Raw genomic sequence first — 12,544 nt, 5'->3', positions numbered from 1 at the left:
TTACCAGACCAATGAATAAGACCATCGCAACATTGATTTTAGGAGCAGCCGTTTTAATCGCCACCTGTTCCAAAGATGATATTGAAATTCCCGTTGACCCATTTGCCGAGTTGAATTTGCCCGAACAACATTTCAACTATGCCAATATTCAACTCCCCATCCACTATACAACAAATCGGTTTCCTGCTCAATTTCAGTTTCAGCCAGCTATTGAATACGATAATACGCCTATTGACAACCAAATTACAGATGCAGGAGCGACATTAGGCAGAGTGCTTTTTTATGATAAAAAGCTAAGCGCCAATGGTACCGTTTCTTGTGCCTCTTGCCATAAAGCGGAACACGGTTTTTCTGACCCCGAAATACTCAGCGAAGGTTTTGATGGTGAACATACCCGAAGACATTCCATGGGAATTGTTAATGCTCGATTTTATGCTGATGGACAATTCTTTTGGGATGAACGAGCAGAAACTTTAGAAGAGCAAGTTTTGATGCCCTTTCAGGATGATGTAGAAATGGGTTTAACAATTTCAGCCTTAGTCAATATAGCAAGTGAACAAACTTATTACCCGCCCTTATTTGAAGATACTTTTGGAGATGAAACTATTACAAGTGACAGAATTTCAAGAGCTTTGGCACAATTTGTAAGAAGCCTTGTGAGTACGACCTCAAAATACGACCAAGCAAGGAGCGAGGTTCAATCTCCCATTACAGATTTCCCAGGGTTTACAGCATTAGAAAATCAAGGGAAACGACTTTTTTATTTACCTCGTTTACTTACGAATGGTGTGAATGGAAACTGTGTTAGTTGCCATCAAACGGAAGCTTTTGTAGGTCCTCTTCCAAGTAATCCTGGCCCACTTACCACCTTTGCCACATCCAATGGCTTAGATGCTATGTCGACGACCGATTTAGGCGTGAATGAAGCAACAGGGAATACTAGAGATATTGGGAAGTTTAAATTCCCTTCTTTAAAAAACATCGCCATTCGGCCACCTTATATGCACGATGGCAGATTTGCAACTTTAGAAGAAGTGATTGACCACTATAGTTCAGGTATTCAAAACCACCCAAACTTAATCACCCCTTTGGTAAATTCAGATGGGGAAGTTGGGCAATTTAATTTTACGCAAGAAGAAAAAGATGCCTTAGTTGCTTTCTTAAACACACTAACAGACAGCCAAATGCTGGCTGATGAGAAATATAGCGACCCATTTGAATAGGGAACAACACCAAAATAATAGTATAAAAAACATGAACCGATTACTTCTTATAACCCTCCTCTTTTCATTGCTTGCCTGCAATGACGATGATGGAATGACTGATATGCCTAACCCTACGGAGGATACTCCAAATATCCTACTGATCATCGCAGATGATTTGGGCAAAGATGCTATTAGTGGATTTTCAGAAGGGAGCATCAAACCAAACACGCCAAATATTGATGCCATTAGAACCTCAGGAATATCTTTTGCCAATTTCTGGGTTTATCCAACTTGTTCGCCAACAAGAGCCTCTATCCTTACAGGGAAATATGGTTATAGAACAGGTGTAAAATGGGCATCAGATGAACTCGATTTGTCGGAAACGAGCTTGCAGAAATACATAAACGACCAAACTAATAGCGGTTATTCAACTGCCATCGTCGGAAAATGGCATCTATCTGGGAGTAATGGTACTTTCAACCCCGAGGTATTCGGAATAGATTATTATGCAGGCCTTATCCGAGGCGAATCCCAAAGTTATTACAACTGGCTGTTGACCGAAGACGGAGCAGGTAATATTGTAACAGATTACACGACTACTAAATTTACAGACTTAGCCATAGACTGGATAGATCAACAAGAAAAGCCCTGGTTTATGTGGCTGGCTTACAATGCTCCTCACACTCCATTTCACGTGCCGCCAAATGAAATGCACTCCCAAGGAAGCCTCCCCGCTTATGTAAATGGAATGGATGAAATGCCCTATTACATGGCGGCCATTGAAGCTATGGATTTTCAAATAGGTAGGATGTTAGACAATATTCCTTTAGAGGAAAGAGAAAATACCATTATCATTTTTATTGGTGACAATGGAACGCCCAATCAAGTAGCACAAGCTCCATATACCTTTCTTACTGCAAAAGGTTCTTTGAATCAAGGTGGTATAAATGTTCCCATGTTTATCTCGGGGAAAGGGGTTTCAAGAACGGGAAATGATGACAACCTAATTACAAGTACAGATTTGTTTGCCACCATCTCAGAACTGGCAGGAGTTTCTGTCAATAAAATTCACGACAGTCAAAGCTTCAAACCATTATTATCACAATCTTCAACGATAAGAAATTTTCAATACGCTGAAAAAGAAGATGGCACCAATGACCTTTGGACTATAAGTAATGGTGATTATAAACTTATCAAAAGTGCCAATGGCAGTGATGAATTTTACAACCTGAACAACGATCCTTACGAACAAAACAATTTATTGAACGGAACATTATCAAGCGCTCAACTAAGTGCTAAAGCAGCATTAGAGGCGGAGCTATTAAATATAAGGCAATAAAAAAAGCATAAATGGCGTAGCAACTATACATCGCTACGCCATTTATATCCGCCGTTGAGGGTTGCTCCCTCGTAAACTATTGGGTGTTCAAAACCCTACAAACTAACCGCAGGCAAACTAAGAATAGGCGTTCTACTGTGGTAAGAAAGTGCTTTGGTTTTGCTGTAGTGGAACAATTCTTCCAGGAAGCTGCGTTTTTCGGTTACCATTGCAACAATGTCGATTTCCATTTCTTCAAGAAACTTGGTCAGAACCGTTTGAAAATCTGTACCATCCAAAACATGGAAGGCAACATTATCGTTTTCTACGAAATCAGCACTGAACACATCCATCCGGTGATGGTATTCTTCGGTATGTGCCAAATCAACGTTTACACAATGAACTTGAGGGGAGAATGCCTCAAACAACTGTAATACCTTATCAAGTCCTTTCTTTTCTTGAGGTTGAAAAGCGGTGGTAAAAGCGATATTGTCAATTTTTCCATCAAAAACAGCCTGCTCTGGAATAGCTAAAACCGGACAAGAAGCATTTTCCAAGACTTCACCAGCAACACTACCCAAAATGATCTCCTTCAGCCCGCGTGCACCAGTAGTACCCATGACGATGAAATCTGCCTTTTCTGCTATAGCGCGTTCCAAAATAGTTTCCTCTGTATCACCTTCATGCAAAGTATGAACAACAGACAGGTGATTGAGTCCTTGCTCATCCTGTATTTTATCTAACAATGGAACAGCATCCTTATAGTTATCAAACTCATAGAGATCAATGCTATTATAAAACTCCTCCAAGTTTTTGGGAACCTGGATAAGTCCACTAATATCTGGCTTCTCAAATACATGCAACGTGATGATTTTTGCCTCCAACCGGTCTGCTAACTGTAAAGCGTAAATAAACGCACGCGTAGCCGCATCCGAAAAATCAGTAGGAAAAAGAATAGTGGACATATTCGCAATTGTTATGATCAGCATGAAAAGTAATCATAATGTAGGAAATTCACCTACAAAACAACTACTCATTGCTGTAAAATTAATCTACGCTTAATCAAGCGATAATGACATCCGTTAATATGTGGTGGTGAAAATGGTCACTTTACTGGGTACTTTAAACCTGCCTAGTTTTCCCTTCCACCATAGCTAGTGCCCGCCATTTCCCAACAGGTAATAAACAGCGCGGCGATCACTGGTCCCAAAACAAAACCAGACAAGCCAAACCAGGTAATTCCTCCTAAAGTCGCTAAAAGAATCAGATAATCAGGCATTTGGGTATCTCTCCCTACAAGCATTGGCCGTAGTAGGTTGTCGACCAAACCAATGACCAGGGAACCTACAGCAATCAAAACGATCCCTTTCCAAAAAGGCCCCTGCACCAAAAAATAAATAGCTGCCGGCCCCCATACCAGGGTACTCCCTCCAATGGGGAGAAAAGAAAGTAATGTCATCACAACACCCCAGAAGAACGCGCCTTCAATCCCCAAGATGGCAAACAACAATCCACCTAGTCCGCCCTGAACGACAGCCACAATGACCGTCCCTTTTAAGGTAGCGCGTACTACACTGGCAAAGCGATTGACTAGCGTATATTCACGGCTATTTCCCATTGGCACCACATTGACAATGGTACGAACAATGGAGCGACCATCACGAAGAAAGAAGAACAGTAAATACAGCATCAGGAAAAACTCGGCGGTCAAAGCAATCGCGTCCTGGGTATAACTCAAAGCTTGGTCGGCCAACACATTGGCTACTTTAGTAACAAACGTACTGATATCATTACTAACACGCTCCGGTGTAATTCCTACCTTTTGCAGAAAAGCCTCAATACGAGGGGCCTGGCCTTCGTAGTAATCAACAATCCCTGCTACATTCCACTCGCCAGAACGAAGATTCTCTACCACGCCCTGCCCTTGCTTGACGAGCGCCAGCAGCACCAAAAAAGAAGGAATAACAACAATGGCGATAATGAACGCTGTCGTTAGGGCTGCCGCTAAATTGGTTTTCCCTTTTAACCAGAATCGCAAGTATCGAAACGATTTTCGGAAAACAATGGCCAGTACTACTGCCCAAAAAAATGCCATTATAAAAGGCTGTATCAGCCCTGCAAAAGCGGCACTTACCAGTAATAACAGACTGATAAAGAACCCATGGCGAATGTTTGGTGAACGGTTTGACAAATTAGGCACGAGCTGGTGTTTTATGAAAGGATATTATTTTTTGCTTCAAACGCAAAAAGGCGCCTTCCGAGGAAAGCGCCTTTTTGGCAGTATTTCGTATTGTTATCCGCACAACAACATCCTAGTGCAAGGATTGATTGACGGTTTCGGCTGCTTCCGTAAGTGCTTTGTATTCGGCAGGGGTTAATCCATCCATTACAAAACTTAGCGGGTTAACGGGTTGGCCGTGGTAATGCACCTCATAGTGACAGTGTGGTGCAGTAGAGGTACCAGTGCTACCCACCAAACCAATAACTTGGCCACGTTCTACCTTATCACCTTTTTTCACATTGATCTTACTCATGTGTGCATAGTACGTTTCGTAGCCATTGCCGTGCTTGATAACAACAAGGTTACCAAAACCACCAGCACGCTCTGCACGATGTACAACACCGTCGCCAGAAGCAATAATCGGCGTACCTGATTTAGCGGTAAAATCAATACCGTTGTGCATCCGCATCACCTTGAAAACAGGGTGCAAGCGAGGCCCAAAACCAGATAGTAATCGTAAATCTTTGGAAAGCATATCCGAACGGACAGGCTTGATCGTCGGCATGGTAGCCAGTAATGTTTCCTTATCCTTTGCCAACACAACTATTGTGTCTAAGGATCTGGACTGTAGGTTGACCTGGTGCTTTAGGCGATCAATGCGAGACTTGATGTCAGACATGATCTCTCCAGACTCTCCGTAAATCTCATATTCTCCGTAAGCATCATGCCCTCCGATACCACCCGTCCAGATATTTTCGTCGATGGGATCCATCCCGAAAATCATGCGGTGTACGTAAGCATCACGCTTTTGCAAATTATCAACGGCTTTCTGCATATCCCCCAAAGTCTGTTCTGACTCGGTCTGGATGAATGTTTCCAGTCGCTCAACTTTTGCTTGTAGTTCTTTTTCGTTAGGAGAAGGGAAGTACTTATGCGCTATCAACGTAAATACGAATGCGGTAAATAACGCAGCACAAGTAAAACCAAATACCCTTAGGAGGGTCGTACTTAACGGTTCAACTACTTTCTCGTAACGGAGCGTTTGTTTATTAAAAACGTAACGTTCTCTTCTCATTAGTGTTTGACATTAGCCAATAAATAGCTATCCGCAGTTAATAGGTTTTAGGGACAATTCATTTTTCTCAAAGCTCTCTAAAGCGGATTAGCCTGTTACAAATCGGGGTGTTTTTTCAAGTGGCTTGGGCAAATGTAACATAAAGCCATCATTTTCCTAAAATTTTAACGCTAATGTGGAAAACTAATGTCACTTTTATGGTAAATTTAAAACAATTGACACCAAAAAAGTTTCAAAACATCCCTTTTTACACTTTTGTTCGGCTTTAGAGCGTGACGAAACAAATCTTATTTTTTGCTAAGTCACGTTCTATTTATTTTTGTGCTGTTCCTAAAAACGGGTTAACTTAGGAACAGCACGAAAATAAAAAGTGATTTTGTTTAATCAAAAAGGGGGCTAAACCTTTTCAATAATCAAAGCCGAAGCGCCACCACCACCATTACAAATAGCGGCCATACCTACACTGCCCTTCTCTTGAGTCAATACATTGTTAAGTGTAGTCAAGATTCTGGCACCAGACGCTCCTAGTGGGTGACCAATAGCCACGGATCCACCAAACACATTCATTTTCTCACGGTCAATCTTCATCTCTTGTGCAAAGGCCATGCTTACAACGGCAAAGGCTTCGTTGACTTCAAAAAAGTCGACATCACTCATTTCCATACCGGCGAGCTTCAATGCCTTAGGGGCAGCTAGTGTTGGAGCGGTTGTGAACCACTGAGGTTCCTGAGCCGCGTCAGCAAAAGCTACAATTTTAGCAACTGGTTTCAGTCCCAGTTCTTCCATCTTCCGCTTACTTACCAGGATAATTGCAGAAGCACCATCATTAATGGTAGAAGCATTGGCTGCGGTAACAGTTCCGTCTTTAGTGAAAGCTGCGCGCAGCTGAGGGATTTTTTCAAATTTTACGCGCTTATATTCTTCGTCTTCAGTAACCACAAGAGCATCACCTCGGCGTTGAGGTACGCTGACAGGTACGATCTCTTTGGCAAACCACCCTTCGGAGGTCGCTTTAGCGGCCCGCTCGTAACTACTAATGGTGTAAGCATCCTGGGCCTCGCGACTAATACCAAACTTGGCAGCCGTTGCATCTGCACAAACGCCCATTGCCTGGCCGTCATAAGCATCTTTTAAGCCATCTTTGGCCAAACCATCGATTAGGCTACTATCGCCATATTTGCTACCCCAGCGGGCATTGGGTGCATAATAAGGCACGTTGGACATGCTTTCCATACCTCCGGCAACAATAATATCCTGCTGTCCAGACATGATTGCCTGAGCGCCAATCATTACTGTTTTAATTCCTGAAGAACAGACCTTATTAACAGTAGTGCAGGGTACATTCATTGGAATACCAGCCTTCAATGCTGCTTGGCGAGCAGGAGCCTGGCCCAAGTTTGCCGAACAAACATTGCCAAAATATACTTCTTCTACTTGCTCTGGCGTCAGGCCAGCTGCTTCTAAAGCGCCTTTAATGGCTGTAGACCCCAACTCTATAGCGGATAAACTTGAAAGGACCCCACCGAAACTTCCTAGTGGTGTGCGGAGTGCCGATACGATATATACTTCTTGCATCTTAATAAAAATTTGGTTGAATGGTTAAGAGCTTGTTTGGGACTTGTTCCTACTGCAAAACAAGCTCTAAGGGGCTGCAAAGGTAAGTGTTATTCCTTTTATATAAAGGTAACGCTTGGGATTTGTTAAAGATCACGACAAATAAAAGGTGGTTGACTTACTTAGCAAACATTTAGCTAACATGGAAGATTTCTATGTTGAAGCTGTCTAAAATTTTCTCGCTCATTTACAGCAAAAAAAACTTAGACAGTTTCTACTAAATCTAGTAGGTTTAGTAGCTTAGTCCCTCAAACTTGACCAAGTTATTTATGAAATACGTACTCCAGTTCTCCGTTTTTTTGACCCTAAATATACTTGGTTGTCCATTAATTTATAGCCAGACCCAAGTCGTCACTGTTGGAAATACCGCCGATGCTGATCCTGTTTTTTTTGAAGCACTACAAGGGTTTCTTGCTTCAGCGGATGAACAAACAACTTTGATTATCAATGGAGACCTCACGGATCACAAATGCCATGACCAACATAAAGAACACGATTTTTCACATCTGCAATTGCTGCTTGATGTTGTCAAAGCCAATCCTCGAGTAAAAAGTTACCTTCTTCCAGGCGATAGGGATTGGGCCTCCTCTGGCAAGGTGGGTTGGGAATGTGTAAAAGCCTTGGAAAAATATATAGAAGACCAGGACATTGATAACCTCCTCTGGACCCTTGATCAGGGCTGCCCTGGGCCTGATGTAGAAAAGCTTTCCCCCTCTACCCTACTCATTACCCTTAATACACAGTGGTGGAACCACCCTCATCGTAAACCTACCCCCTCTGATGCCGTTTGCGACTATTCAGAGCCCTCTATTGTCATGGAGGAAATCCATGATGCAGTAGAAGAAAACCTGGATAAAAACATCATCATTGCCGGGCATTTCCCATTACAATCACAAGGAAGATATGGCGGCGAATTCCCTATCAGCGACCATTTCTCTACGCCCATCTTAGGTAGTTTCAAAATTGCTTATCGACAGAATATTGGTGGCCCAAAGGATATCCATAATCAATACTACGAGCCATTTCTGGACGAAATGAAGGACATTGCCTCCCAAAATCAAGGTATTTTCTTCCTTGGTGGGCATGAGCCCAATCAACAACTAATCGACTACAGAGGCAACTATATTATCAATAGTGGCGCCCCCAGTAAAGGACGATGGGTAGCGAAACACAAGCCAGCTATTTTCACCAGTACGCTTCCCGGGTTCACTGTGTTAACTTTTGACGCTAACGGCCAGGCCAGTTATCAATTCTATGAGGTACTACAAGATGGTATCATTTTGTCGAAAGACCTTATGCTATTTGATCAGGCCTGCAATCCTGTCACAGGTTCCAATGTTCCGGCCAATCCCAATTATCAGCCTTGTTTCAAAGAAGTAGACTCGCTGGCCTTGATCAAGCCGATCTTACCTGCTACTATTATTACGGCAGCAGGAACTCGCTATGGAGCAGGTAAAACCAAGCGCTTCTTCTTAGGAGATCACTATCGGGCAACCTGGCTGGTCCCTGTAGTAGTACCCGTACTTGACCTCGATACTATAAAAGGTGGACTGTGGCCAACCAAACGCGGCGGTGGGCGGCAAACAAAATCCCTAAAACTGGAAACTGCCACTGGAGAACGCTTTGTCTTCCGGTCGGTAGACAAAGACCCTGCTGGTGCCTTGAGTCTGGAACTGCGGAATACAATCATCGCCGATATTACCAGAGATCAGACCAGTACCCAGCATCCTTATGGTGCTTTACCTGTAGCTGCTTTACTTAACGAAGTAGATATTCTACATGCTTCTCCAAAGCTTTATGTGCTAGGAAACATTCCCCGCTTGGGTAGATTCAGAGGGGACTACGGTAATATGCTTGGTATGTTGGAAGAACGTCCCCAAAATGCAAAATCGAATCGGACAGGAACGTTTGGAGCCGACAAAATCTATAAAAGTTTCGAACTCTTTGATAAACGCTACGACGATCAAGACTTAAAAATAGACCATCATGAATTTGCCCGTGCCCGCCTTTTTGACATTTTCATCGGCGACTGGAGCAAGCATGAAGACAACTGGAAATGGGCCGTCTTCAAGCAAGACAAAGACCAGCTACTCGTGCGTCCTATCCCTCGGGATCGCGACCATGCCTTTTCCCAGCTAGATGGTTTTATTCCCTGGTTAGCCAGCCGCCGCTGGGCAGTGCCTAATCTTGAGCATTTTGATTATAAAATTCAGGATGTGCGATCTCTCACTTACCAAGCTCGACACATGGATCGACTGTTACTCAGTCCGCTGAGTAGAGAAGACTTCCTGAAGGAGGTGAGCTTTCTACAACAGCATATTGGTCCACAACAAATACAAGCGGCCATTCAAACCCTACCTGAGGAAACCCTTGCCTTTTCGGGGAATACGATTGCCAACAAACTTGATCAGCGTATCCAAGACCTCGAAGAATATGCGAATACCTATTATGAACTCCATGCCAAGGTAGTAGACGTTGTCGGTACCAACAAAGAAGAACATTTCCTCATCACTCGTCTGCCCAATGCCAACACCCGCGTGACCGTGACTGACCCCAAGGGAGACCAGCGAGGGCGCGTTCTTTACGATCGCTTGTTCTGGCCTTCTGAAACCAAAGAAATACGCATCTATGGCCTGGGTGATGATGATACTTTTGAAATAACAGGCTCTAGCTCCAGAGCAATTACCGTCCGTATTATTGGCGGCCCCGGCAAAGATGATATCATTGACAGTGGTGATAACGGAAGCAACACAAGCATCTTGGTTTACGAGAATGACCCGGATGCGAAGATCATCTTGAACAAAGGAAGCAAGCAAGTAAAAAACTGGCGAGACGAACTCTATTTTTATCAGCGTGACGCCTATGAATACAACAGCTACCTACCATTGGCTAACCTTACGTTTAACTCTTTCTCGGGCGTAACATTAGGAACAGGAATCACTTTTACGCAAAGGAGTTTTACCCGTCGTGATTACAGTAGTAAACACAGCATCCGTGGAGCCGTAAGTACACTAAGTAATATTAGTTTGCAATACGCAGCCGACTGGCACCACGTATTGCATAAGTGGGATGTGCTAGCTGAAGCAAATGTTGAACGCCCTTCTTTTTACAACTTCTTCTTTGGCCTGGGCAACAACAGTACAAAAGACGACGATGCTTTTCGCGATGGTTTCAACCAGATACGGCTGCGGAGGGTAGACTTCAGTAGTACACTTCGCCGAAAATTTCGCCGCCAGAGTGAATTTACCCTGCAAATGGGCTACGAAAACAACGAAACCGTTGAGACACAGAATACCATCCTTGATACAGTAACTCCTTTTTATGGCACCGGAGATTTGAGCTGGTTTTATCTTCGCCCAAACCTCACCATTGACTTGCGAGACCATCAAGTATTTCCCTCTAAAGGGATGCGATTAATGGCTGGTCAGGAATGGGCCAAAGGCACGGAAGCTGAATTTGGGATCACCAGTGCTGCCGGAGAATTTTTTCTGAGTACGCGCCGCTTTCCAATTACTTTAGCTGCCCGCATTGGTTGGGCAGAAAGCCAAGGCAAAGTACCTTTTTACAAACTCCCCAGCATTGGCCAACAAGAGGGGCTACGAGGGTTCCGACGCAACCGATTTACAGGCGATGGCTATTTCTATTACAATACCGAGTTGCGCTGTCCGGTGGCGCTATGGCGCAATGCTTTCCTACCAGTAGTTATCGGAATAAGAGCTTTTTATGACAATGGCTACGTGACGATGGACGAAACGCCCAAGCCTGATTTCAAACAAGCGTATGGTGGAGGTCTCTATATTATCCCGCTCTCCAGGTCATACACCTTATCTGTTCTCTTCGGATTTTCAGAGGAAGAATCGGGCATTATTGATCTTAACTTGGGGACGAATTTTTAATGGGCTTTTGAACCACCCAAGGTGCTTAAGTGGAGGATATCTTAGGTGCCTTTGGTGGTTCATTTTTCTATTTCAGCAACCACTCACACCATCTGCACCACCACACCATTGCGCATACGTGGTTCAAACCAGGTGCTTTTTGGGGGCAAGACCAGGCCATGATCAATTACGCGGAAGAAGGCCTCCCAACTGAGTGGGTGCAGACAAAAAGCGACCGCAGGGCGATTTTCACAAGCCGCTACCAGGGCTGTCAGACCAGCAGGGCCGTCGACGTATTTGATACGTTTATCGTTGCGAATGTCTTCTAAACCAAGGACTTTTTGCAGGAGGTAATAATTCAACATGGAGACGTCGAGCGTTGGTAGGCCAGCATCAATATTTTTCTTTAGCGTCTCCGGCCGCCAACGGAGAAGAAACCACTCTTCTTGAATGAACATTGTAAGTTCATGCTGCCCTTTGGGCTGACGGGCTACTGAAAGGGGTTCGACATCCGCAAATTGAGAGATACGGGCCATCAGGGCCAACCAACTCAAATCGGGGTTGGTGTTTTTTACTACCCGATTGAAATTATGGATTTCTAGTGAAGTACTTGGGAAAAGCGCACACATGAGGTAGCCAAAAGGATTGGGTTCGTGGTGCTCTTCCCGCTGCTGATACAAACGCGCGATGGCACTAAATCGGTGGTGACCATCTGCGATATAAGTATTAAGAATATACCGACCGAAGTAGTACTGTATTTGTTCTATCTCCTGGGGTTCAGTGATCGCCCAAAAACGGTGTGTTTCCTCGGGATCGGCTAAATGTAACTCCTGAAATGGTGCATGAATCTGAGCGTGTGCCGCCAAAAGATCAGCCAGTGCCTGGTGGTGCCGATGCGCTAACAATACCGGCTTAACAACCGCCCCTCGTTGATGTAAAAGCTCCGCTTGCCTTACCTCTTTAGCTACCAGTGTATGCTCATGTCGTCGAACCCGCTCTTCGAGGTAATCCTGGATAGAAACCGCGGCAATCAAGCCTGTGCGTTCCTGACCATTTGCCTTAACTTGATAGATATACATGGCTGCTGGCTGAGGAGCTGAAAAATACTCTTTCTCGTAAAACACTTTAAAATCTTCCTTAACGGAGGCCAGAAAGGCAGCTAGATCGGGAATTTGCTCAGGGCGGGAAAAAGTAGCAGCAAAAGGGCGTACAACCATGATAGAATTATTTGATTGG

At 44.1% G+C, this 12,544-nt stretch carries 8 protein-coding genes; 3 read left to right on the top strand and 5 right to left on the bottom strand.

The genetic code is table 11. The features are described from left to right. Positions 1 to 11: 11 nt before the first annotated feature. Together A3EU_RS0111250 and A3EU_RS0111245 are read left to right on the top strand one after the other, a co-directional pair. Entirely contained in the window at positions 12 to 1,223 is a 1,212-nt protein-coding gene (locus A3EU_RS0111250; protein ID WP_020536265.1) for a cytochrome-c peroxidase, read from the top strand. Positions 1,224 to 1,254: 31 nt separating this feature from the next. Then, on the top strand, positions 1,255 to 2,544 hold the full coding sequence (locus A3EU_RS0111245) for a sulfatase-like hydrolase/transferase (RefSeq protein ID WP_020536264.1): 1,290 nt from the start codon (positions 1,255 to 1,257) through the stop codon (positions 2,542 to 2,544). A 95-nt stretch (positions 2,545 to 2,639) separates the two neighbouring features. On the opposite strand, the gene A3EU_RS0111240 is transcribed toward A3EU_RS0111245, so the two are convergent. The 4 genes from A3EU_RS0111240 to A3EU_RS0111225 all read right to left on the bottom strand — a co-directional run bounded on the left by A3EU_RS0111240 (position 2,640) and on the right by A3EU_RS0111225 (position 7,394). Continuing rightward, positions 2,640 to 3,488, bottom strand: coding sequence for a universal stress protein (locus A3EU_RS0111240; RefSeq protein WP_020536263.1), 849 nt, complete (start codon positions 3,486 to 3,488; stop codon positions 2,640 to 2,642). 167 nt (positions 3,489 to 3,655) lie between these two features. Next, positions 3,656 to 4,723, bottom strand: a complete 1,068-nt coding sequence (locus A3EU_RS0111235) for an AI-2E family transporter (RefSeq protein WP_020536262.1) — start codon at positions 4,721 to 4,723, stop codon at positions 3,656 to 3,658. 112 nt (positions 4,724 to 4,835) lie between these two features. Then, positions 4,836 to 5,819, bottom strand: coding sequence for a M23 family metallopeptidase (locus A3EU_RS0111230; protein WP_020536261.1), 984 nt, complete (start codon positions 5,817 to 5,819; stop codon positions 4,836 to 4,838). A gap of 396 nt (positions 5,820 to 6,215) precedes the next feature. Then, complete coding sequence (locus tag A3EU_RS0111225) at positions 6,216 to 7,394, bottom strand: acetyl-CoA C-acyltransferase (RefSeq protein WP_020536260.1); 1,179 nt, start codon at positions 7,392 to 7,394, stop codon at positions 6,216 to 6,218. A 308-nt stretch (positions 7,395 to 7,702) separates the two neighbouring features. Between A3EU_RS0111225 and A3EU_RS0111220 the strand changes: the two genes are divergently transcribed. After that, positions 7,703 to 11,329 carry a BamA/TamA family outer membrane protein gene (locus tag A3EU_RS0111220; protein WP_020536259.1) on the top strand — a complete coding sequence of 1,209 codons (3,627 nt, stop codon included), beginning with the start codon at positions 7,703 to 7,705 and terminating at the stop codon, positions 11,327 to 11,329. A gap of 83 nt (positions 11,330 to 11,412) precedes the next feature. On the opposite strand, the gene A3EU_RS0111215 is transcribed toward A3EU_RS0111220, so the two are convergent. Beyond that, positions 11,413 to 12,525 carry a DUF1015 family protein gene (locus A3EU_RS0111215; protein WP_020536258.1) on the bottom strand — a complete coding sequence of 371 codons (1,113 nt, stop codon included), beginning with the start codon at positions 12,523 to 12,525 and terminating at the stop codon, positions 11,413 to 11,415. Positions 12,526 to 12,544: the final 19 nt, after the last annotated feature.

The organism is Lewinella cohaerens DSM 23179 (assembly GCF_000379805.1).
In the GTDB taxonomy this organism is placed as follows: Bacteria; Bacteroidota; Bacteroidia; order Chitinophagales; family Saprospiraceae; genus Lewinella; species Lewinella cohaerens.
The sequence above is the reverse complement of the archived record's forward strand: the minus strand, read 5'-3'. Positions and strand labels throughout refer to the sequence as shown.